The 24,756-nt window shown below is 34.1% G+C and carries 18 protein-coding genes and 2 pseudogenes; all 20 read left to right on the top strand.

Annotation, left to right across the window (positions count from 1 at the left end; genetic code table 11):
• Window positions 1–2: 2 nt before the first annotated feature.
• The 20 genes and pseudogenes from LEP1GSC062_RS16840 (at window position 3) to LEP1GSC062_RS16935 (ending at window position 24,738) form a co-directional block, all read left to right on the top strand.
• Window positions 3–863, top strand: a complete 861-nt coding sequence (locus tag LEP1GSC062_RS16840) for a polysaccharide deacetylase family protein (RefSeq protein ID WP_039942450.1) — start codon at window positions 3–5, stop codon at window positions 861–863.
• On the top strand, window positions 863–2,971 hold the full coding sequence (locus tag LEP1GSC062_RS16845; RefSeq protein ID WP_020984983.1) for a lipid II:glycine glycyltransferase FemX: 2,109 nt from the start codon (window positions 863–865) through the stop codon (window positions 2,969–2,971). The genes LEP1GSC062_RS16840 and LEP1GSC062_RS16845 overlap by 1 nt, the downstream gene beginning before the upstream one ends.
• Window positions 2,968–3,309: pseudogene (locus LEP1GSC062_RS25620) on the top strand (DUF1420 family protein); the annotation flags it as partial. The gene LEP1GSC062_RS16845 and the pseudogene LEP1GSC062_RS25620, both read left to right, overlap by 4 nt.
• Window positions 3,310–3,516: 207 nt before the next feature.
• A pseudogene (locus LEP1GSC062_RS16850) lies at window positions 3,517–5,136 on the top strand (DUF1420 family protein); the annotation flags it as partial.
• A 193-nt stretch (window positions 5,137–5,329) separates the two neighbouring features.
• Window positions 5,330–6,625 carry a hypothetical protein gene (locus LEP1GSC062_RS16855; RefSeq protein WP_020985003.1) on the top strand — a complete coding sequence of 432 codons (1,296 nt, stop codon included), beginning with the start codon at window positions 5,330–5,332 and terminating at the stop codon, window positions 6,623–6,625.
• A gap of 94 nt (window positions 6,626–6,719) precedes the next feature.
• The gene (locus LEP1GSC062_RS16860; RefSeq protein ID WP_020984830.1) at window positions 6,720–7,850 is read left to right on the top strand and encodes a glycosyltransferase family 4 protein; all 1,131 of its coding nucleotides are present in this window, start codon (window positions 6,720–6,722) and stop codon (window positions 7,848–7,850) included.
• A gap of 25 nt (window positions 7,851–7,875) precedes the next feature.
• Window positions 7,876–8,910, top strand: coding sequence for a polysaccharide biosynthesis protein (locus tag LEP1GSC062_RS16865; RefSeq protein WP_020984891.1), 1,035 nt, complete (start codon window positions 7,876–7,878; stop codon window positions 8,908–8,910).
• Window positions 8,911–8,916: 6 nt separating this feature from the next.
• The gene (wbjC, locus tag LEP1GSC062_RS16870) at window positions 8,917–10,023 is read left to right on the top strand and encodes a UDP-2-acetamido-2,6-beta-L-arabino-hexul-4-ose reductase (protein ID WP_010578334.1); all 1,107 of its coding nucleotides are present in this window, start codon (window positions 8,917–8,919) and stop codon (window positions 10,021–10,023) included.
• Window positions 10,020–11,150 (top strand): non-hydrolyzing UDP-N-acetylglucosamine 2-epimerase, encoded by a 1,131-nt coding sequence (gene wecB / locus LEP1GSC062_RS16875; protein ID WP_010578333.1) that lies wholly within the window; start codon window positions 10,020–10,022, stop codon window positions 11,148–11,150. Before wbjC ends, wecB begins: the two co-directional genes overlap by 4 nt.
• Before the next feature lie 9 nt (window positions 11,151–11,159).
• Window positions 11,160–12,347 (top strand): glycosyltransferase family 4 protein, encoded by a 1,188-nt coding sequence (locus LEP1GSC062_RS16880; protein ID WP_020984971.1) that lies wholly within the window; start codon window positions 11,160–11,162, stop codon window positions 12,345–12,347.
• Window positions 12,348–12,350: 3 nt separating this feature from the next.
• A complete protein-coding gene (locus tag LEP1GSC062_RS16885; protein WP_020984921.1) occupies window positions 12,351–13,616 on the top strand; it encodes a sugar transferase in 1,266 nt (421 codons plus the stop codon).
• 42 nt (window positions 13,617–13,658) lie between these two features.
• Entirely contained in the window at window positions 13,659–14,960 is a 1,302-nt protein-coding gene (locus LEP1GSC062_RS16890) for an O-antigen polymerase (RefSeq protein WP_020984854.1), read from the top strand.
• Window positions 14,961–15,125: 165 nt separating this feature from the next.
• Window positions 15,126–16,469, top strand: a complete 1,344-nt coding sequence (locus LEP1GSC062_RS16895; RefSeq protein ID WP_020985007.1) for a flippase — start codon at window positions 15,126–15,128, stop codon at window positions 16,467–16,469.
• A 3-nt stretch (window positions 16,470–16,472) separates the two neighbouring features.
• A complete protein-coding gene (locus LEP1GSC062_RS16900) occupies window positions 16,473–17,378 on the top strand; it encodes a glycosyltransferase family A protein (RefSeq protein WP_010578331.1) in 906 nt (301 codons plus the stop codon).
• A gap of 360 nt (window positions 17,379–17,738) precedes the next feature.
• Complete coding sequence (locus LEP1GSC062_RS16905; protein ID WP_039942523.1) at window positions 17,739–18,620, top strand: TIGR04325 family methyltransferase; 882 nt, start codon at window positions 17,739–17,741, stop codon at window positions 18,618–18,620.
• Window positions 18,621–19,698: 1,078 nt separating this feature from the next.
• Window positions 19,699–20,703: a hypothetical protein gene (locus tag LEP1GSC062_RS16915; RefSeq protein WP_010578330.1), complete on the top strand. Its 1,005-nt coding sequence runs from the start codon at window positions 19,699–19,701 to the stop codon at window positions 20,701–20,703.
• Window positions 20,704–21,115: 412 nt separating this feature from the next.
• Window positions 21,116–21,541, top strand: coding sequence for a sugar 3,4-ketoisomerase (locus LEP1GSC062_RS16920; RefSeq protein ID WP_020984840.1), 426 nt, complete (start codon window positions 21,116–21,118; stop codon window positions 21,539–21,541).
• 2 nt (window positions 21,542–21,543) lie between these two features.
• Window positions 21,544–22,635 (top strand): DegT/DnrJ/EryC1/StrS family aminotransferase, encoded by a 1,092-nt coding sequence (locus tag LEP1GSC062_RS16925; RefSeq protein WP_010578328.1) that lies wholly within the window; start codon window positions 21,544–21,546, stop codon window positions 22,633–22,635.
• Between the two features lie 298 nt (window positions 22,636–22,933).
• Complete coding sequence (locus LEP1GSC062_RS16930; RefSeq protein WP_020985004.1) at window positions 22,934–23,731, top strand: glycosyltransferase family 2 protein; 798 nt, start codon at window positions 22,934–22,936, stop codon at window positions 23,729–23,731.
• A gap of 182 nt (window positions 23,732–23,913) precedes the next feature.
• Complete coding sequence (locus LEP1GSC062_RS16935; RefSeq protein WP_020984922.1) at window positions 23,914–24,738, top strand: glycosyltransferase family A protein; 825 nt, start codon at window positions 23,914–23,916, stop codon at window positions 24,736–24,738.
• The last annotated feature ends 18 nt before the right edge of the window (window positions 24,739–24,756 follow it).

Consider the following 24,756-nt stretch of genomic DNA (forward strand, 5'->3'; position numbering starts at 1 on the left):
GAATGTCTTTTCTCCGCAATATTTTAGCAGCCTCATATCTTCCTTTAAGAATATTTAATGTGCTTGGGCGTTCTTTGAAAGTTAAAGACGGCTCTGAATTGAGAGTTTTGCTGTATCATGATATTGCCCGACAAGAGCGTTCTCGCTTCCGCGCTCAATTGGAAAAAATTTCTAAAGATTGGAAATTTATTTCTCCTGAAGTTTTTGCAGAAATGGTGCGCGGAAAAAAAGAAATCTTAGGTCGAAATCTCTTACTCACTTTCGACGATGGTTATCTTTCCAATAGAATTGTCGTGGAAGAAATTCTAGAACCTCTTGGTATAAAAGCTCTATTTTTTATCATTTCCGATTTTGTTGATATTCAAAAAAAACAAGAAATAAGGAAATTCATATCGGATAATATCTACCCGAGTTTCACCGTGGAGCAAGTTCCGGATTTTTGGGTTCCTATGCGTTGGAAAGATTTGGAAGTATTATTACGCAAGGGTCACTCGATCGGAAGTCATACGAAAACACACGCCAGGCTTTCTAAAATTAATTCGATCGATCGACTTCAGGATGAAATATTGGCTTCGAAAAGAAAATTGGAAAATAAACTGGGAATTAATATTAAACATTTTGCATATACTTTTGGTGACTTGGATAGTTTCAGTAAAGACGCTCTGAGAATGGCGAAAGAGTATTACGAGTTTATCTATACTGGTTTGAGAGGAGATAATAAAATTTCCCCTGCATGGGCGGTTCGCAGGGAATCGTTTTCACCTTCCGACACGGATCATTTGATAGGAGCGATTTTGGAAGGAGGAGCAGATATTCTTTATAAAAGTAAGCTACGAACTTACGAGTCTTGGGGATCATCTTAATGCATTTGCTGGTCCCGCTGCCGAGTTGGAGGAGTCTATTTTCTATATTATCTTTTAAGAATATAGATCAGAAATCCATCTCAAAAACATGGGCGGCCTCTTCGGATATTTCATTATGGTTTTCAAAATCTGCTTGGTCTTTATTGGCTATAGCCGTTTGGAAGCGAATACGTTCCGGTCAACAAGAAATTACCTTTTGGTTACCTGACTATTTTTGTAATTCTTCTTTATTTTTACTTCGTTCATGGGGAGTGAAATTTGTATTTTATCCGATTCAAAGAAACCGAGAGCCCGATTATAGAGCTTGTAAAGAATTATTAAAGAGTAATGCGATTGATGTTTTTGTATTAGTTCATTATTTTGGAAAACCAAGTGATTCGAATCGCGCATTTGAATTTTGCAAGGGAAAAAACGCAATTCTAATTGAGGATGCCGCTCACGTTCTAAAGCCTATAAAAGGGATCGGTGAAAAAGCGGATTTCGTATTATATAGTCCTCATAAGCATCTTCCTATTTCCGACGGAGCGATTTTAATTGTTCGAAACTCCGGTCCTTCGAATGTCTGTTGGGATATACAAGATGAAACTCAAATCAATAGAATTTTGAAAAAACATTACGAACAAACCGGTAATACAAAATTCTTTTCAATCAAATGGCTTTTAAAACGTTTGTTTCAAAAATTGGGATTTCGAAGTCGTAGGAATTTTAATGTGGAGTTTTTGAATGACGTATCCACGGAGATAGTGTCATATCCTTTTTTCTCTTTACCTGCAAAAAAAATGTTAAATGTATTGGCTTCACGATTGAATGATATAGCAAGGCAAAAGACCCGAATTCAGAAAATTTGGGACGAAATTTTATTAAATCGTTACAAGTTTTATACGGATAAAAGGTCGGAAAATTGGATTCCCTATTTGTCGGAATATTGTTTTGACGGGATGATTGATACAGCGAAGTCTATGTTTAAGACTCTATTAAAAGATGGACTCCCAGTTTCAACATGGCCCGATCTTCCCCCTGAAATACGTGATGAGCCACAGAATCATTTGAATGCGATTGAGTTGAGAAATTCAAGATTATTCTTATCTATACATCCGAGCTTATCAATTAGGGAAGTAATCGGAGATGAGATCGTTTTACATGATGCTAAAAAAGATTTTCCAAAGTTAAATGTGGAATGGAGTTCGGTTCCTCGCGAAGCATGGGATGAGTTATTTAAAAAAATAACGAATTCAAATCTTTTACAATCGTGGATATATGGAGAAAGTAAGAAAATTTGTGAAGATTGGAAGGTTCGTCGGGGTATTTTCACTTTCGAAAATCAAAAAATTGCAATTGTCCAGATGTTGGAAAAATCCGTTTTAGGAATTTTTAAAGTTTATCGCATCAACAGGGGACCTCTTTTTTTAAGCGAAGTAGATTCGAATCTCAAAGAATTGGTATTTAAAGAATTAGCAAAATTTGGGAATTTATTAAAAGGTTCTATATTATTTCTTAATCCGGAAGCCGTGTTAGACGGAAAGTTTTTGGTTTTAATGAAAAAAATCGGATTTTATGAGAACAACTCTCCACCTTGGGTTTCTGCTTTTATTGATCTTACAAAAGATTTAAATTTTCTAAGGCAGAATTTGGATTCAAAATGGCGGAACATGCTTACCAATTCCGAAAAAAATGACTTAACTTTAGAAGTTGGTTCGAGCGATTTTTTATTTCGTTGGATGTTAGATAAATACGATGAGTTGACTTCAACTAAAAATTTTTCGGGAATTTCGAAAAGTATGTTATTGCAAATAAGAGAAGACCAAAGTGAAAAAGACACTTTCTTAATTTTGAGGGCGATATATCAAAATGAATTCGTTGCTGGAGTATGTATTGCAATTCATGGGTCTTCCGCTACGTATCTAATAGGATGGAATGGAGATTTAGGTAGAAAATTAAGAGCAAATCATTTTTTATTATGGAATTCTGTTATTCAGCTAAAACAAAAGGGCTACATTAGTTTTGATTTAGGAGGAATCGATCAAGAAAGAACTCCCGGTATAGCGGAATTCAAGTTGGGCATGAACGGAAACAACTACGAACTTTCGGGAGAGTTTTGGAAAGTATGAAGTTTGGGTTAGACGCCAATATCGCTTATCCTCCGTTGTCAGTTGTATATTCTGTTTTACTAATTTTGGGCTGCGATCTTTTGGGATTTTATATTCTAAAATTGTTCGAAAGTAGTTTAGGTCAGATTAAAAATACTTGGATTCGATGGCAAGCGCCTATCATGGGGGCTTTGTTATTAAGCATCTTATTATATCCTTTAGCACTATTTGGCCTTACCTCCCGTACTTTTATGAAAAATGCGGCATTTCTTTTTGCAACTTTAGGTTTTATTAATGTGTTGGATTTTTTTAGAAAAGGTGTAAAAAAGATAAGATCTGCTAGCAATTATAAAAATATTTTAAGTGGTTCGAAACAAAAACTCAATAATGTGGCTCACTCCGATACACAATCGAAACATAAGAACCTGTCCCAAAAAAACTCAATGCCACGACTCTCTATGGATCGTCGCGGCAGGGACAGAACCCAGAATGAGCCCCATGGAAAGCGTTCTGTTGAGTTGTTGCAGCTTGATCTTTCTAATAAAGTGCAATTAAGTTTTGGAACACGCTGTAAACAGAAGATTTTGCTTTTTTTGCTTAAGGATAAATATTCTTTTCTGAAAAGAACTTTTGGTTTAACCGATGGAAATGAATTTTTAAATCGACTGGCAGTTTTTTTAGTAGTGTGTTACGGGTTTCTTGCTCTTTGTCCTATAACGAATGCTGATTCGTTGGACTACCATATCGGAGTTGCAATTGAGATTTTAAATCAGGGAAAGATGCCAGTATTGTCTGGTTGGTTTCATGGAAGATTAGCCGGGAGCGGAGAAGTTTTGAATGCGTTCGGCTTAGCAATTGGAGCGGAACAATTCGGTTCTTTACTTCAGTATTGCGGTCTTTTAAGCATTTATGGGATATTATCATTGTATTCTTTTACTGAAAGATTCTCTGAAAATGACGGAATATGGAGAAAAATCATTGTAATCGCATTTCTTTCATCTCCGGTTTTGGTTTTTTTGGTAAGTTCACCGAAACCACAACTGCTTCAGATTGGAATGACCTCGTTTGCCGTAGTATTATTTTTAGAAATTATTTCTAAAACAAAAACTGATAAAAGTAAATTATCCATTTTTAATCTTATCTGCCTATTGACTATGTCCGTCACTCAGGCAAAGTTTTCATTTTTTCTATCTGCATTCTTGATCGGCTTTTTTTCTATCTTTTTACTGGGTTCTGCCAGATTGTTTTTTTATGGAGTTCTTATAGCTATCTTTTTCTTCGTTTTGATAATTTTTCCTTCCGTATTTTGGAAAATCGAAAATTACAATAGCTCCATAGTAAATGCGTTAGTCTCTCCTTTACCCGGTTCATTGCCGGGCGTGGATTTGTTTGAAGTTGCACTTCGTAGCTATCAAGATAGCACATTGAGTTTTCCGTTATCATTGATTTTTCCTAATCAACTTGAAGTAGTTACGACGGTTATCGGTGCGGGGTTATTTCTGATGATATTTGTGAAACCTGCTGCCCCGACATTCTTATTGAATGTAATGATATTTCTTTTTGTTGTATTGGGAAGTTTAATAGGACAAAAAGCTTCCAGGTTTTTTTTGGAACCATTTGTGTGGATGTTAATTTCTTTGATCAGTTTCAATTCATTTAGAAAATGGAATATTAGATTTATGAAGGAGGCGGTCAGTACAGGAATTCTTTTACAAGCTTTTGTTACTTTATGTATTATAATCGTTGGAATCTATCAGTTACTTCCTGGAATTTTTTCGGTTCCAATGAGAGAAAAAATTATGAATCAATATGCGAACGGATATAGTTTGATGAAATGGGTAGATTTGGTTTTACCTAAAGACGCGGTTTTGTTGTCTCAGCACAGATCAATTGCACTTTCCCAGAGAAAAACTTTGTCTTTAGATTGGACTAGTTTTGTAGACTTTAATTTTGCTGTTGCCAGTCCTTATTTAAAGAAAATAAAAGATGAAAATGTGACACACATCCTAATGTTCGGAGATACGACTAAGAATACTCCTTTTTCAGGGTGTATAGGAAATACAATAAGCAAAACTAAAAGTAACCGGGCGAATAGAAATCCGTTTAACCGAAACGACTTTTTTACAGCTATGCTCGTTGAATTTCAGTCCAGTAAATTACCAGAGTGTGCGAATTCTATACTGTAATCCGTAATCATTTTTCTTTTTACAATGGAAATGGGCTTGTTCTTTTAACAGTTTGAAACATTAAAACAGTGTTTGTAAAGATTCACGCATTTAAAAACTTAAGAATTATCGCCTAACGCGATAAACTTTAAATTTTTCTTAAAAGTATAAGAAAACTCTAATTCTTTATTAGCTAAAATTTGGAGAATATTAGATGATTATCGGATTTGTTCTTTTTATAATAACGTTTCTTTTGCTATACATACTAAAAGTAAATATTAAAGAATGGAAATTAATCATAGATCATAATTTTCTACTTATGATAGGGTTTATCTATTATTGGTATCTTCCGTTCATTCCCTATGAAATCGAAGATAGAAATAATGTAGTTTTAAGTATTGATGTTGTTGAATCTTATGAACTTGTAAGTTTGGAAGCGAAAATTTTATACTTAGCGACTTCCTTACTTTTGATACTTTCGTTTTTGTTAGGTGAAATCATTTATAAAAGGAAGTTTTACAAATGGAATTTATTGAAAAAGCAATATGATTTTTCTAAGACGCCCATCAATTTATTTTTTTATGGATTGGTCTTATTCGGCATCATATCTCTTAAATATATGCTTCCGGTTTTGTTTAGAGGATATTCTGCGGTTCCGGAATGGCCCTTACAGAGAGGCTGGTTTATTTCTGTAAATGTTTCCTTGGTTGTTTTATTTTGTATCTATGCGTCCAATCGCTCCGATCTTTATCATATTTCTGAAAAACGAAAAGATATGATAAAGATTTTTTTCAATAAATACTTAATTGTTTCTTTATTGTTTGGATTTTTAATGTATTCCACCGGAAATCGTGGATATTTTACATTATCGATCATTTCTATGGTTCTGATTTTGGCAAGAATACTGAAAGGTTTTCAGCTTATACCTTCTGTTATTGTTATAAGTGGTTTGGCGATTTTGAATGCGATTTGGGGGCTGATTCGTGTTCAATATAACGTTACCTTTTTTAAAATTATTCAAAACTTTTTGATGGAGCCTGGGTATGTAGGGATGACTTTGATTTCTCATTTAAACAAGAACGAGCTCCATCTTATTGAATTTCCGATTCCTTTATTAAGCAATATCATTGGAATTATTCCTTCCATTCTATTTCCGGAAAAATTTAAATATATTCAGGCTATATCTGAAATGGGGAATGGCATCAGTGTGTTTCAGGGCACAACACATAGTTATGTTGAGTTGGTGGCGAATTTTGGATTGATTGGCGCAATGTTTTTTATGTTTTTCTTATCCTTAAGTTTAAACTTTTTAAAAAGAAACGAAAGTTTGTCGGGCATTTATATAGCGATTTGTTCTTTCCTTCCTTTTTTCTTTTTTAGAGATTTACCAAATACGCTTATTAAATATATACTCGAATTTACCATAATTTTAAGTGTTTTGCTTTATAATTCTAACTTTATAATTCTAAAGATCAAAAATAGAATTATTTCTATCAATGAGAAAAATTGATTTTGGTTTAAATTTAAATAGTTTATAATTATCTTATATACTTAACAATTTTGACTTTTTGTTTTATTTTTATAAAACTGTTTAAAGTTTGGCGATGATTTTAGGAATTGATGCTTCAAATATTTATAGCGGGGGAGGTGTTGCCCATCTCGCTGAGCTTTTAAGGGCGGCTAATCCAACTCATTTCGGTTTTGAAAAAGTGATTGTATGGGGTGGAGAAAAAATCCTAGACAAATTAGAAGATCGAAATTGGTTAAAAAAGACCCACGAACCTTTTTTGGACAAATCTCTTTTGTGGAGAATTTATTGGCAAAAATTTATACTAAGAAAGAAAATAAAAAACTGTGATCTATTGTTTATCCCCGGTGGTTATTATTTGGGAAGTTTTAGACCTTTTGTCACTATCAATCAAAATCTTCTACCCTTTGAATGGAGAGAGATGAGACGTTATGGACTATCTTGGCAATTGGTTCGAAATATAATTCTTTATTTTTTGCAGTCGACGACTTTTCGAAAGGCGAACGGTATTATTTTTTTGACGAAGTATGCCAAGGACTCGGTTCAAAAAGTTATTAAAAAATCCTTAAATAAGACTACGATTATACCTCATGGTATTCATCCTAGATTTTCAAAAGAAATTCGAAAACAAAAGAAAATAGATAAATATACATTCTCAAAACCTATAAAGATTTTATATGTATCAACAATTGATATGTATAAGCATCAATGGAATGTTGCAGAAGCAATTTCAATATTGCGAGATTTAAAATTTCCAGTTTCAATCGAGTTTATCGGTTCCGCGTACGAACCGAGTTTGAAATTATTGATAAAAAAAATGAATCAATATGATCCTGCTGGGAAATACATTTATTATTCAGGTCAAGTTGAACATGAACGACTTCAAAAGAAATATCATTCTGCGGACATCTTTGTTTTTGCTTCTTCATGCGAGACTTTCGGACAGATCGTAACGGAGGCTATGTCTGCGGGGTTACCCATTGCGTGTTCAAACATGTCATCGATGAAGGAAATATTGTTGGATCATGCTTTGTATTTTAATCCCGAGGATCCAATGAGTATAGCCGACGCTTTAATGAAACTGATAGAGTCACCGAATTTAAGAGCGAAATTGGCGCAAAGTGCTTATAAAAGAAGTAAGATCTATGACTGGAAAAAGACTGCACATTCCACTTTTAATTTTTTCCACGATGTTTTAGATGGATAATGAACAAGTAATGGAGTTGGATTTAATGTTTAAAAATAAATCTCTTTTAATAACGGGCGGAACGGGCTCTTTTGGAAAAGCAGTTTTAGATCGATTTTTGAATAGTGATATCAGAGAAATTAGGATTTTTAGTAGAGACGAGAAAAAACAAGATGATTTAAGAAAGAAATATAATAATTCTAAGCTTAAATTTTTTATCGGAGACGTTAGAGATTTAGATTCGATCAGGAACGCTTTTCGAGGGGTTGAATACGTATTTCATGCTGCCGCTTTGAAACAAGTACCTTCTTGTGAATTTTTTCCTTTAGAAGCAGTTAAAACTAACGTATTGGGGACTGAAAATGTAATTGAGGCCGCCATTCAGTCTGATGTCAGAAAAGTGGTTTGTTTGAGTACTGACAAAGCAGTTTATCCCATCAATGCAATGGGTATATCAAAAGCTATGATGGAAAAAGTCATGGTAGCTAAGTCTAGAAGTATCGAAAAAACAGATATGGTGGTTTGCGGAACTCGGTATGGGAATGTGATGGCATCTAGAGGGTCTGTGATTCCCCTTTTTATAGAACAAATTAAAAATGACAAACCCATTACTATAACCGATCCGAATATGACACGATTCATGATGTCCTTAGAAGATGCAGTGGAGCTAGTATTATACGCATTTCAAAACGGAAACAACGGAGATATTTTTGTGCAAAAGGCTCCAGCTGCTACGATTGAAACTTTATCAAAAGCATTATTAGAATTATTAGATAAGATTCATCATCCTATCGAAATTATAGGCACTCGCCACGGAGAAAAGCTCTATGAGACTCTCCTGAGTCGCGAAGAAATGGCCAGTGTAGAAGACTTAAAAGATTATTATAGAATTCCACCTGATTTAAGAGATTTAAATTATGGGAAGTTTATTGATCAGGGAGAAAAAAAGATTTCTCTATTAGAGGATTATAATTCTCATAACACAAAAAGACTGAATTTGGAAGAAATGAAGAAGATGTTGTTAAAGTTACACTTCATTAGGAACGTAATAGAAGGAAAACCGGCTGAGATAATTGATTAAATTATTATGAATGTTTTAGTAACGGGTGCAAACGGTTTTATTGGGAAAAATCTGGCCTATCGATTGAAGGAAAACAAAGAGTTTAAGATATTTTCTTATGTCAGAGAATCTACGAAGGAGGAATTGTCTCAATGGGTTTCCCAAGCAGATTTTATTTTTCATTTAGCCGGAGTAAATCGTCCAGAGGAGTTGTTGGAGTTTAAAAAAGTAAATACGGGTTTAACTGAATATATTTGCAATTTATTAAAGAAAGAAAGTAAAAAGACTCCTATTCTTTTTTCGTCTTCAATTCAAGCTACACTGGATAACGAGTATGGTAAGAGTAAATTAGAAGCAGAATTCTTACTTAACCGTTTACAGGCAGAAAATGGAAATCCGGTTTTTATATTTCGTTTACCGAATGTATTTGGGAAATGGTGTCGTCCGAATTACAATTCCGTAGTAGCCACGTTTTGCTATAATATTATCAGAGATCTACCCGTCAAAATTAATGATCCAAATACAAGTATTGTTTTAACATATATCGACGATGTGATCGATAAATTTGTTGATGTTTTGAAAAATTTATCTCGTAGCGTTGATCCTGATGTTATTTCCTATAAAATAACTTTAGACGAACTCTATAAAATATTACAGTCTTTTAAACAAAGTCGTAAGGATTTAATAATTCCGAATGTCGGAACAGGTTTAGAACGTGCCTTATACGCAACGTTTACCAGTCATTTGGATACTAAGTCGTTTTCTTATTCCATTCCTCAATACAAAGACCAAAGGGGAGTTTTTGTGGAAATGCTTAAGACTCAAGACGCGGGTCAGTTTTCTTTTTTTACGGCGCATCCTGGTATAACGCGAGGAGAACATTATCATCACAGTAAAATTGAGAAATTTCTTGTCATTATGGGAAGGGCAAAATTTCGTTTTCGGCATATTCTAACAAATGAATATTTTGAGACTTTTACGGAAGGAGATTCTCCCCAGGTTGTAGAATCTATACCCGGATGGACTCACGATATTACAAATGTCGGCGAAGAGGAAATGGTTGTGATGCTTTGGGCAAGTGAGATTTTTGATAGGTCTAGACCCGATACGCATTCGTGTAAGATCGATTTATGAAAAAATTAAAAGTTTCCACAATTATAGGTACAAGACCAGAAATCATCCGATTATCTCGAGTTCTTGTAAAACTCGATCAATATTGCGATCATGTGGTTATTCATACCGGCCAAAATTATGATTATGAACTCAATGAGATTTTTTTTAATGATTTAGAAATTAGAAAGCCTGATCATTTTTTAAATGCTGCGGGAACATCGGGGGCAACAACGATTGGGAACGTTATTATTAAAGTTGATGAATTACTTTCTCAGATTTGTCCAGATGCTGTTTTAGTTTTAGGAGATACGAACAGCTGTATGGCGGTAATTCCTGCAAAAAGAAGAAAAATACCTATTTTCCATATGGAAGCAGGGAATCGTTGTTTCGACCAACGTGTCCCCGAAGAAATCAACAGGCGCATCGTTGATCATACCGCTGATATTAATCTGACCTACAGCAGTATCGCTAGGGAATATCTTTTGAAAGAAGGTTTGCCGTCCGATATGGTAATTAAGACGGGAAGTCCTATGTTTGAGGTATTGGATTATTATAAAGAAGGGATTTTTAATTCCAATATTTTAGAAAAATTGCGTCTTTCGGAAGGAGAATATTTTGTTGTAAGTGCACATAGAGAAGAGAATATAGATCCGGATAAAAATTTTTCTAAGCTAGTCGATATTATCAACACGATAGCGGATGTTTTTAAAATTCCAGTTATTATTTCAACACATCCTAGGACTCAAAAGAAAATCAATACGCTGAATATTTCGTTTAATCCACTTGTTCAACTGTTAAAACCTTTGGGTTTTAAAGACTATAATAAACTCCAATTATCCTCAAAAGCTGTTCTTTCAGACAGCGGAACGATTACCGAAGAATCTTCTATACTTAATTTTCCGGCTTTAAATATTCGAGAGGCCCATGAAAGGCCGGAAGGAATGGAAGAGGCGACAGTGATGATGGTCGGCTTAGAGAAAGAAAGAATATTACAAGCTCTTCAAGTTTTAGAAACGCAATCTAGAGGGGAAAGAAGGCTTTTGAGAAATGTCGGAGATTATAGCATGCCGAATGTTTCTGAAAAAGTGGTTCGGATCATTCATAGTTATACGGATTACGTCAATCGAGTGGTCTGGAAAAAATATTAGGATGTTATTTTGAGAATTTGTATCGTAGTAGATGATTATCTTCCTAGTAGTACAAAAGTGGCCGCTAAAATGATGCATGAATTGGCGGTGAAATTCAAAGAAAAAGGACATGAAATTACGGTTGTTACTCCTGGGGTGGATTTGGATGAAAGTTACAAAAGAAAAAGTTTAGATGGAGTCTCTATTTTACAATTTGTATCTGGTAGAATTAAAAACGTTTCAAAGATAAGGCGCCTCATCAATGAATTGATGCTTTCCAGAAGAGCATGGAGATATCTAAAAAAATATTTTATCCAAAATCGACATGATCTGATCATTTATTATTCCCCTTCTATCTTTTGGGGGAGTTTAGTATTTCGATTGAAAAAACTTTGGAGAGTTCCGTCTTATTTGATACTAAGAGATTTTTTTCCTCAATGGGTCATCGACAATGGAATAATCCGTGAAAAGTCTTTAATGGCATTTTTTTTTAGATATTATGAAAAACTAAATTACAAAACAGCGAATTGGATTGGCATCCAATCTCCTGCAAATATGGAATGGTTTTCCAAGAAGTTTCCGGAATTTAAGAACACTCGACTTCTTTATAATTGGGCCACTGATTCTCCGGTATTGAACAAGGAAAACTTTTATCGCAAAAAACTGAATTTAGAGGAGAAGGTCGTTTTTTTTTACGGTGGAAACATTGGCAAAGCTCAAGATATGATGAATCTTGTTCGCTTAGCGGATAAAATGAAATCTCGCACTGATGCCGCTTTCTTATTAGTTGGAACTGGGGATGAAGTAGGAATAGTTCGAAATTCAATTCAAGATTTAAAATTAACTAATATGATTCTCTTGGACCCTATACCGCAAGAAGAGTTTAAAATTATGTTGGCAGAATTTGATGTAGGGCTTTTTACTTTGCACTTTAACCATAAAACGCATAATTTTCCGGGAAAAATTTTGGGTTATATGGTTCAGGGAAAACCTATTCTTGGTGTTGTAAATCCGGGGAATGATCTAAAGAAGATATTGGAGGATTCCCAATCCGGTTTGATCACAATAGCAGGCGACGATGAAGGGCTTTACAAAAATGCACTCATTTTATTGGATGATAAGATCAGAAAGCAAATGGGTAAAAACGCAAATTTACTTCTTAGGAATAAATTTTCCGTTGATAATGCTGTTGATACTGTTTTGGAAACTTTTTCCTAATTTATGTACGTCAGACGCCATTCTAGAATTCATGAACAAATACTGTTAAGTACAATTTTTCAATTAACAGTTGGTGGTTTGCTAGTTTCTTGTATTACTGTAGTTCCTTTGTGGGGATGGAACTTTTGGAATCATATAGACAAAAATAGCTTAAATTCAGTGATCGGTGTTTTTATTGCTTTCAATATTACTTTTATTTCATTGAGGAGATTGTTAAAATATCCGGGGGCTCAATCTTCTGCTTATATTTTACCAACAACCGCAATCATATTTGGTATTTTAATTGCTTTCTATTTAATAAATCGATTGGACTATAGTGTCCAGGTTATCGTATTAGGCTCTCTTATTACGTTAGCTTGGTGTTATATAGGATATTTCATAGGACATAGATACCGTTTACAAAGATTTGCGTTAGTTCCTTTTGGAGAAGCTCTGGAATTTCGAGAGAGTCATGGAACACAATTTGTTTTTTTAAAAAGGCCTGATTTGGGAAAAGAAAGATTCGATGCAGTAGTGGCTGATCTGCGTGCAAAAAACTTGACCCCTGAATGGGAAAAATTTTTAGCACGTTGCACTTTATCGCGAGTGCCTGTTTATCATACTAAACAAATAATAGAATCTTTAACGGGAAGAGTAAAAGTTAACCATCTTTCCGAAAATGAATTTGGTTCTTTATTGCCTTCCCGGTTTTATGAAACGATAAAACGAGTTATTGATTTCATAGCTGCTTTAATCTTTTTTCCACTTTTTTTTCCTTTTATGCTGTTAATAGCAGTTCTCATCCGCTTAGAAAGTGGGGGAGGAGTCATATTTTCTCAAAAAAGAATGGGATATCGTGGAAAGATTTTTACTCTTTATAAATTTCGGACCATGTATGTGGAAAAAAAAGGCGAGGGATTTACAAAGGGAGAAAACGACGTTAGGATCACTAAAGTTGGGAAAATATTGCGGAAATATCGTTTTGACGAAACATTACAAATTTTTAATGTTCTAAAGGGGGATATGAGCTTTATTGGCCCTAGACCTGAGTCTATGGAACTTTCGGAATGGTATGAAAAAGATGTTCCTTTTTTTGCTTATCGGCATATCGTTAGACCCGGTATATCCGGTTGGGCACAGGTGGAACAAGGTTACGCGGCAGAAGTAGAAGGCATGAACGTTAAGTTAGAATACGACTTTTATTATATAAAGAATTTTTCATTTTGGCTCGACATGTTGATCACGTTTAAAACCGTTAAGACGATTTTGACAGGTTTTGGAGCTAGGTAGAAGAATTGAAAAATGAAAAATCTTTAAAATAGGTATAAGTCAATGTCATTTCTAATTTTAGGTTTCGCTCTTTTAAATATTTCGTTTTCGTATTTTTTTCTCAAGAAAATGAGTTGGGTTCTGATTTTAATTCAGGCTTATTGGTTTTTCTGGTTATTTATCTCTTCTTTTTCATTAACAGGGCTTTTTGTACCATCCAACTTTACGTATTTTCTTTATATAATGCTTTTATCATTTGTCACTGTAGGAGCGGGTATTTTTAAGTTATTCAGCCATAAACGAAAAATTAGCTTATCTTCGAAATCTTACTCCGTATTTCGAATTTTGACAAAAGACAAAGAAAAATATTTTTTCATTTTTATTTTAATTTTTATATTTCCCGTTGTTTTATTTTTTTTTCTGAAATCGATTTATCTTCATTTCATGCCTGATACTGTTCCTCATTTTAGATTCAGAGCGCATGCATACGGCTTGTATGGAGAGTCTATTGTATTTGGTAAAAATAAGTATTTATACTATTATTCTTTGGCTGTGATGCCTTTGATTTTTGCTTCTTTATTTTTAGGAGGAGCATTTTTCCTGCGACTAAATAAGATAAGGGTTCTCATTTTGGCGTCGATTTTAGTCGCCATGGATACATTGATCTTTTTGGGACGTTTTGGCTTTTATTATGTTTTAATAGAAATACTTTTTATCTTTATGGTGAGAGCTTTTAGAAATCGTGAAAATATTTTTAAATTATTTAATAGAAAATACGTATTTGCCATAGTTGGGATTTTTATTTTAATTTTTTTTATTAGCACTGTACGAAATCCGGGAAAGAAGATCTCTTTTAAAGAGATTATAAATTATTACTTAATAGATTATCATACTGAATCTTTCGTTCTGTTCGATACTGAATTGAAAAATGAAAAATCTATTTTGCATGAAAAAACCTATGGGCGGGCTTCTTTAGGAGGATTGGAGCGAAGTTTTTCTTTTATGTTGGGATTATTTAAAATACCACTTCAAATACAAGTGCAAGGTGATTTTATAGGATCATATTTGCATGAAAATCGTCTTTTAGGTTATGCTTCAGATGGTACAGGGAAATTTTATAATGCGTTCGGGTCGGTTCTATTTAGCCTTTATAAAGATGGCGGAATTCCCTTTACGATCATTATGGGAATTCTTTTCGGATTCTTAATTGCCAAATTTTCACATTCCTTCATTTCTTTGAATCCTTATTATTTATCCCTTCTCGCATCGTTATTGTATATTGGTATATTTGGTATTTTTAAGCCCGTACTAGGTGACGAAATTTTATCGACCATACTCTTTTTGATCATTTTTTGGCGGTTATAATTTCATCCGTGAGTTTCTTGAAATTTGTCGAAAGAATAGGATCTGTTTTTATGAAATCACTTGAGAGTAGAGCTTACTTGCTTCTTTTGTCTTTTTGTTCTTTCTTTAAAGTTTAAGACGATTTTTAATAAATGTAAACTTGATTAGCTTACATAAGTTATAAAGATGCTTACCAAACTATACGCACTATATCCGAATCTGGAAAAAATCCTGCATAACAGCGGATGGCTTTTTTTCGATAAAATTTTCAGAATGGGCGTGGGAATGTTCTTGGGAGTTTGGATCGCCCGTTATCTAGGACCTGATAGTTATGGAAAGTTAAATTATGTAATCGCATATATCGCGTTGATCGGCAGTTTTACAAATTTAGGACTCGATGGGGTTGTTGTAAGAGAACTCATTAGGGAAAAGACCCATAAAGAAGAGATCATTTCAACCTCGTTTTTACTACAACTTATCGCTGGAATAATTGCATTCGCAGGAGCAATTTTATTCATTCCCCTACTTAGACCCGATGAGTCGGATCTATTTTGGATGGTATTTCTTGTCGGATTAACGTTGATTTTTCGAGCCGTCGGTGTCGTAAAGTATTGGTACGAAGCGCAAGTGTTATCCAAATATTTTGTGTGGATCGACAACGGATTGTTTGTCGTGTTTTCCGGAATCAGGATTTTATTGATTTTGAATGATTTGGAAATATTTGCGTTCATTTGGGTCGGTCTAATCGAATCATTTATTAGTTTATTTGGTTATTCTTTATTATATAAATATCATAATGGATCTTTATCTGTAATCCATGCGAATTGGAGAAGGGCGCGCGCATTATTGAGAGATAGTTGGATGTTGTTATTATCCGGACTTGCCGTAATCGTATATATGCGAATCGATCAGATTATGATCGGACAAATGATGGGAGACGAAGCGGTTGGAGTATATACCGCGGCGGTTAAAATTAGCGAAGTTTGGTACTTTATTCCTATGACGGTCGCGTCATCGATATTTCCCGCAATATTAAAAGCAAAGGAATTCAGTCAAAAATTATATTTGGAAAGATTGGGTCTTTTGCATTCGTTTATGTTTTTACTAGCCTTGATGATAGCAATCCCGATGACATTTTTATCGGATCCGATTATACGTCTATTTTTCGGAGAAAAATTTTCGGAAGCGGGAACCATATTGGCGATCCATATTTGGGCTGGAATTTTTGTTTTTTTAGGAGTAGCAAGCAGCCGATATTATTTAACGGAAAATTTACCAAAAGGTGAATTGTATAAAAGTATATCTGGTTGTTTGGCGAATATAATTCTAAATTATTTTTTGATTCCACTCTACGGAATTAAGGGAGCCGCCATCGCTACCGTAATTTCCCAATTTATAGCTAGTACTTTATTTAATCTTTTATTTAAACGCACTCGCGAAATATTTTTTATCCAATTGGAATCGGTCTTTTTTTGGAGAATGTTTAGTCGTCTCAATCAATTTAAAAATCAACTGTTTAAGGACGGTTAGACGATGGAATTAGCTCCGATCGCACTGTTTGTTTATAATAGGCCGGAACATACGAAAAGAACTATTGATTCTTTATCAAGAAATGATAATGCAGACCAATCGGAACTATTCGTATTTTGTGATGGGCCTAAGTCCAATTCGAATATGGATAAGATCAAAGAAGTCAGGTCGGTTGTCAAAAATGCGGTTGGTTTCAAAAAAGTCACTATTTATGAAAAGGAAACAAATGCCGGGTTGTCCAAATCCATCATATCAGGGGTGACGGAGCTCGTAGGAAAGTATGGAAAAGTTATCGTTTTAGAAGACGATATGGTTACCTCCAAGTATTTTTTGACTTACCTGAATCACGGATTGGAATATTATAAAAATGTAGATCGTGTGGTTTCCATACATGCTTATCGTTTGCCGTTTGGAGCAAAAACACCGGAGACGTATTTTTTAAGGGGCTCCGATTGTTGGGGATGGGCAACTTGGAAAAGGGGATGGGATTTATTCGAAGCCGACGGACAAAAACTTTTAGATAAGCTAATTTCGGAAAATCTAATGTATGAATTTGATATGCAAGGATCGTATCCCTATACTACAATGTTAAAGGATCAGATTGCGGGTAAGAACGATTCCTGGGCGATTCGATGGTATGCATCCGCTTTTTTACAAAATAAACTAACGTTATATCCCGCAAGATCGCTAGTGTTTAACATAGGATTGGACGCTTCCGGAACACATTGCGATATAACAAATGAATACGACGTTGATTTGAGTTTGTCGCCGATCCGAATTGAAAAGATTAAAATCGAAGAGGACGTTAAAGTAAGGAATTTGTATCGAGACTATTTTCGTAAACTTAACCGATCGAGTCTTAAAGACAGGATTTTCGGTCGGATGATGCGTCTTATAAAACGATTTTGACTGAATGCTGGATGTTAAAATCCTGATTTGCCCAAGGTTTAAATCGTTTTTTGAAAAATTTACGATGATATTTCTATCCAGGTTTGGGGACAAGTTCTAAAATTAGAACCAAATAAAATGCGCCTTACGTCGATCCTTTTATGATTGGTTCTGCAGAATGGAGCGCCGTAAATTTGAGGCAAAACTGTCGTTTAACACGGAATTCTGAACGTGTTTTATCATATGGCACTTAGTGAGAATTTGCCTGATCTTTTAGAGGTTTTTTCAATTGAACTCAACAATTACTAAAGTTTAAAGTTCGAATATGGAAAATTTAATTTTTTTAAAAAGTGAATTACTATTGAAGAAGCGGAAATGGGTTTGCAAAATTATATAAAGAAAATAGCATATAAATTTTTACCTCCTATCGTTTGGGATTTGTTAACGTTCGGAAAAAGACAATTTCGTAAACGAGTTACACTAAAAATACGCGATGGAATTTTTCGTAACGGTTTTAACGGACTGTATAGAACTTGGGATGAGGCAGCGGCATTGTGTGGATCTTACGATTCAGAGCAGATTATCGAAAAGTGCAAACAATCACTGTTGAAAGTGAAACAAGGAGAGGCAGTTTACGAAAGAGATTCTGTATTATTCGACAAAATTCAATATTCTTGGCCGTTGCTTGCTGGTTTACTTTATTCGGCGACTAAGTCCAATTTAGGGTTGGATGTTTTAGATTTTGGAGGATCCTTAGGGAGTAGTTATTATCAGAATAGAAACTTTTTACAAGGAATACAAAAGCTATCTTGGAATATAGTGGAACAATCTAATTTTGTTCAAGTTGGCAAAAAACACTTCGAAGACGATATCCTAAGTTTTTATGATTCGATTGAGTCTTGTGTTAACGATAGAGATCGAAAAATTAATGTATTTTTAGCATCGAGCTCCTTTCCATATGTAAAAGATCCTTTTGCATTAATCAAAAAAATAATAAATTACGATTTTCCTTATATTATAATAGATAGAACCTATTTTATCGACTTACCGAGTTCTATCGTATCAGTGCAACGTGTTCCTCCTGAAATTTACGATGTTTCTTATCCCGCTTGGTTCTTTAATTTGGAAGAATTCGTTTCCTTGTTTCAAGTTAAATATGATTTGGTTGCAGAGTTTAATAGTTATTTGCAAGTGACGGATATCTTGGAAGGAATACCAACCCGGGAAATGGGAATGATTTTTGAATTTAGAAAAACTTTATAAGTATATATTAAAGTTGTTGAAAAATTACCAATTAAAACATTTAGCAAAAAATAAATGAAGGTTCCAAAGTGCTGCCTAAAGCAAAAAAAGATGTTTAAAATCTTTTCTAAAACTTCTAATGACATCTGAGGTAATTCTAAATCTTTTAATACCAGCAAAAGCATTTTCTACGAAAAATCTTTTTTTACTAATTTTTGTATTAGAGTTGTTGAAAAATTCCATGATTCAGATTAACAAAACTGCTTCAAACGTCCATTTCAATGAAGTAGAAACGGATAGAGAATTAATTTTTCAACAACTCTATTTTTTACTTTTTGTGCAGTGGTAAGTTCCCTTTTCTTGGTTTCTTTTTTGGTTTGATAATATTCTTTTTTTTTGATGTCTTTTTAATTCCTTCAAAATTGATTATGTACTTCAGTTTTTTAACTTTCTTTTGAGATCGAAAATTTCATTTGTGGGAAGAGTATTCAATTGAACCAAGTGAAAGAAATAGAACCTCCGCCAAAAGCTTTACCAACTTACAAACAGTAGTTCTATTCATTTTAAAAAACGCTCTAAAAATGTCGTAAGTCGGATAAGTTTTTAGATAAAAAAGAATAAATTCTTTTCTATATCCTGTAAGATTGATTTTCTACTCTTTGTAAAATTATGTTTTATTTCTTTTTCAAAGATAAATGCGCAAGACCAAATGGAACGCAGAGTGCTTTGAATTCTTGCTTAGAGATGCCAAGCAATGCTTGCGACATTCTGGGATTCTTTAAGACTTTTTCTTTGGATATCATTGTCCATAAAGTAGCATCCGAAATTATCTGTACAAGAATTTTTCAGCAACTATATTAAATTTTTAAAATGTTTTGAATTTGTATTAAATGCTTCATTATGAAAATTCATAATATTTTATCGTGTAGAGCCACCAGAATGTCTCATAGGTAGGAATGGTTAAGTTTGTGGAAATTTAATTTCGATTAATTCCATAAACTTCTAAAATGTTTTAAATAATTTCCAAATGAAGCGATGTGTAATCCGTAGTAAGTATTTAATAAAATTATTATGTATCCTTAAGAACAAATAACTGACAATGAAGTATCTTTGCACACTTTTCGATTTTAACTACCTACCTTTGGGATTATCTTTATACGAATCCGTTCGGCGTCATTTCGGAGATTTTCATCTTTGGGTGCTTGCAATGGATGACAAAACTTATACTTTTTTTAAGGATAATTCATTCGATCATGTCACAATACTTTCGTTAGGCGACATCGAGTCCGAAGACGTTTTGACGGCAAAAGGGAATCGGACTTGGCAGGAATATTGTTGGACCCTTTCTCCGGTTTTACCTTCTTATGTGTTGGCTAAAAATCCGAGCGTAGATCACATTACTTATTTGGATTCGGACATATATTTTTTTTCCGATGTGAAGCCTGTTTACGATGAAATTGAAAAACAATCCATAATGATCATACCGCATCGTTTTCCGGATCGTCTTAAGCATCTCGAAGCCAACGGAATTTACAATGTACAAATGGTATATTTTAAACGGGACGAGATAGGAATGAAATGTCTCAGTCGTTGGAGAGAGCAGTGTTTGGAATGGTGTTATAACCGAGTGGAAGACGGTCGACTGGGAGATCAAAAATATTTGGACGTATGGCCGCAAACTTATAAAAACATATGCGTATTAAAAAATGAACAAGCTGGTGTTGCGCTCTGGAACGCGGAAAGATACAAAATTCGATTGAAAGACGAAGAGATTTTGATCAATGAAACCCCTCTCATATTTTATCATTTTCATATGTTTAAATTCTACGAGGGGAATATCTACGGGACTGGAATTTCCGATTACAGATTGAATTACAAGGCATTAAAGGTTATTTATGATTTTTATTTGAAACAATTGATCGATGTGGTTTCCCGTTTTAATCTGAAATTAAGAAGTTTGAATATTTGGGAAATGTGTATCATGATGGAAAAAGGAAATTTTTATTCTTATTCCATTTTGAAGGGAGTTTTTTGGAATGTTTTGCTCTACAGTTTGGTGATTTTAAAAAAGATCCTGAAAATCAGGCGAAGTTTTTTTAAATAAGAAATAGCCAGAGTCTGTCTCAAACATTAGAAAAAATCATTTATAGTCGACAAATTTGTAACAAATATTGGAGTTCCCGCAGAATGTCTTATGGAGTAGTTTTCGAACGACCTTCTTTCGTTGTTACATTTATATAGTAGTTCGCATATCATTCAAGATTTTGACGTGAATTTATAAGCATAAAAATCGTTTTACGACGATTTGAGTTTTGTGACGACTTGATCGATTTCTCTTTTGCGTCAAATTTTGTTTTTAAGGTTTTGGCGCTGGGACTATAAATATTCAGACTTGAATATTCATATTATATAAAGTTAGACTTTGTTTCGGTGCGGATTGTCGTATGCGATTTATCGATTCAGTTGTTGTGGAATTAAAAAAGTATCGCTGGGTGATGTCTGTTTAGGTTAATTTTATGGATGAAATTATAGTTAAGAATTCGGGTTACATACATCTAAAAAAAGTCAGAGATGATAGAGACGGGAATTTGATCATATTGGAGGCTATGAAAGATATATCTTTCGAAATAAAACGAATTTATTATATTAATAATTTGGAGAATTCGGTGAGCGTAAGAGGTCAGCACGCTCATAAACAGATTGAGCAAGTGATCTTTTGCGTCAACGGAAGCTTTACGTTGAAATTAGACGATGGAAAGGTAAAACAGGAAATCTTAATGAATAAGGATAACGTTGGAGTGCTTTTGGGGAAGATGCTTTGGCACACTATGGAGAATTTTTCTTCCGGTTGTATCCTTCTTGTTGCCGCTTCGGATTATTATAGAGAAGACGACTATATAAGAAACTATTCGGATTTTATCCGATTGACTGAGAAAAGTTAGATATGATCGAATATGAAAATTTGCGCTTAGCCAATGAGCGCTTTTTTGAAGAATATAAAACTAAACTTTCTGAAACCATAGAAAGTGGGTGGTATATATTAGGAAAAGAAGTTTCTAACTTTGAGAATCAATTCGCCCAATACAATGGAAACCGGTATTGTATCGGAGTGGGAAATGGTCTGGATGCACTTATACTCGCCTTGAAAGCGTTAAGCGTAGAAAAAGACTCGGAAATTATAGTTCCTTCGAATACTTATATAGCTTCTATTTTAGCAATTTTGCATGCAGGTTTAAAACCTATCTTAGTTGAACCGGATATTGGAACTTATAATATCGATTCCGAAAGAATAGAGGAAAAAATTAATTTCAGAACGAAAGGAATTCTGACTGTACATCTGTATGGTAAGCCTTGCGAGATGGACTCTATTTTGAAGATTAAGGAAAAAAATAATCTATTTTTAGTAGAGGATTGTGCACAATCTCATGGCGCTTTGTATAAGGGAAAGAAAACGGGAACGTTTGGAGAAATTAACGGATTCAGTTTTTATCCCACTAAAAATTTGGGAGCTATTGGAGATGCGGGTGCCGTCGTGACGGATAACGATTTATATTACGAGGAAATTAGGAAACTGAGAAATTATGGCTCTTCGATCAAGTACAAGAATGATTTACTCGGATATAATTCTCGTTTAGATGAATTGCAGGCTATAATCTTAGATATCAAGTTGAAATATTTGGATGCAATGAACGGACATAAAAGAAATTTAGCCAAGATTTATCTGGAGAATCTAAAGGACGATTTTATAAAACCGGTAGTCGATGAAGGAACTTACGACGTATATCATATCTTTAATATTCGCCATACAAAACGTGATGAGTTACGAGAGTATCTACTAAAAAACGGCGTAAAGACCGAAATTCATTATCCGATCCCTCCTCATAAACAAGTTGCAATGAAGGACGTATTTTCATACGCAGAAGGCGAGTTTGCGATTTCAGAGGAAATTCATCGTACCACGTTAAGTCTTCCGATTTCAACTTTTCATACCGAAGATGATATTTGTAAAGTTGTGGAGATTATGAATGGATTCTAAAAAAAGCCTTGGATGGAACCGAGAATGTCGCGTTACAAAATAAAAAGCGATTTCTTTAGGGATTAATGCTTTTTAAAAACGAAAGAGGGAAATAATCTGTTTTTGGTAGAGTATTGTGTTCAATCCCTAACTACTGATCTTTACATAAAGTAGTACCACCAATTTTAGCACAAATCCCCGTTTAGAGGCAGAATTTTAGACACTCTATTATGTAGGGATGAGTAAGATTATCATAAAGCGAAAAAACGACTGGGATTTGAATATTCTATAAGATGGTTTCAAAAAGATATTTCGATAAATGACTGAAAAAAAAACTAAGATTTCGATTATTACTATCAATTTAAATAATCTGGAAGGTCTGCGTAGGACCTTAGAAAGTGTCCGTTTCCAGACTTATGTGAACTACGAACTAATAATTATAGATGGGGGATCAGCAGATGGAAGTCTTGATTGTTTGAAGTCGAATCAGGATTTAATCCGAAAGTTTATCTCCGAAAAGGATGCGGGAATTTATAATGCTCAAAACAAAGGAGTGGCTCTTGCTAAAGGAGAGTATCTTGTTTTTTTAAATGCGGGAGATGTCTTCTTAGAAAAGAATGTATTATATGAAATTTCTAAATTTTTAGAGCAGGATGTCGATTTAGTATATGGGGATATATTAATATATTTGGAAGATGGTAGAATTGTTGAAAGAAAATATCCTGATAAATTGAATTATTTTTATTGGTCGGTAAAGTCATTATGCCACCAGGCGGCTTTCATTCGTAAGGATCTTTTTGATTTATACGGATATTATAATGAAGAATATTTATTTGCGGCAGATTTCGAATTTTTTCACAGATTTTGGTTTAAAAAAAATATGAAAATAAAACATGCGCCCGTGTTTGTAACTTTATATGATCTTAATGGAGTAAGCGCTCAACTCAAAAATAGAAAACGAATAGCCGACGAATATCGGAAAATTAAAAGAAAGTATTTTCCGGTGTGGGCTTATATAGTTTATAGAGTGAATAGTTATCTGCTGGAAAAACTGGCGAGCACCGTGATCTGGGATTTGGCTTTTAAGATATATAGGTTCGTTAATCCGAAAAAGTGATATTTAAAAATTTAAAGCCTGTTCCAAGGTCTGGGAGATCATGACGAAATTTCCTAACAAAAGTTTTTCAAGATTTGTGAAACGTGCGCAATTTATTGGAACTGCTGAGTTTTTTCTCTTAAAATTTTGCGATTCGCTTTAAATTTACTGATAAAATATTTATATTTTTTAATATTCTAAAAATGTCAAATACTCTACTCGTCTCTGTAATTATCCCGTGTTATAATTATGGAAGGTACATCCACCAAGCTATCAAAAGTGTTATCGAGCAAAATTATAAGAATTGGGAAATAATTGTCGTGGACGACGGTTCGGACGACGAATATACAATCGAAGAGCTTGAAAAGCTTAAAAAAATATATACTGTAATCAAAATTGATCGATCGGGTCCGGCCGTGGCCAGAAATGTGGGAATTGCCGCAGCTAGAGGAGAGTTCATCTTACCTTTGGATTCAGATGATATGATCCACAAAGATTATCTCTTGGAGGCGATGTCTGCTTACGAAGAAAAACCGTCTTTAGGGATTGTGTATTGCGAAGCGGAGTTTTTCGGATCTATAAAAGGGAAGTGGAATCTTCCCGAATATCGTTTTCCGGATATACTTTTGGATAATTGTATATTCGTATCCGCCGTATTTAGAAAGTCGGACTGGAAGGAAGTCGGCGGATTTAATGAAAATATGAAGAACGAATGGGAAGATTATGATTTTTGGCTTTCGTTGATTGAAAAAGGAAGAGATATTCATAGAATACCTCAAGTGATGTTTTATTATAGAAGAGGGCACGTATCTCGCTCAAGTCGTTCTATAGAGTCGTATTTGCCCCTTTACTTGCAGTTGTTCAAAAATCATAGACAGCTGTATATTGAAAACATAGAGATTTTATTCATGCGTCATTTAAAAGCAAGAGAATTAGAAGAACAGTTTTTGATACTGACTAAAAATCCTATCATTTTCGAAATCGTAAGATTTTTCGTCCGTTGTTTGAAGTTTTTCGCATCTTTATGAAAATCAAAATTAAGAATC

Origin of the sequence: Leptospira alexanderi serovar Manhao 3 str. L 60 (assembly GCF_000243815.2) — a bacterium.
Taxonomy (GTDB): Bacteria; Spirochaetota; Leptospiria; order Leptospirales; family Leptospiraceae; genus Leptospira; species Leptospira alexanderi.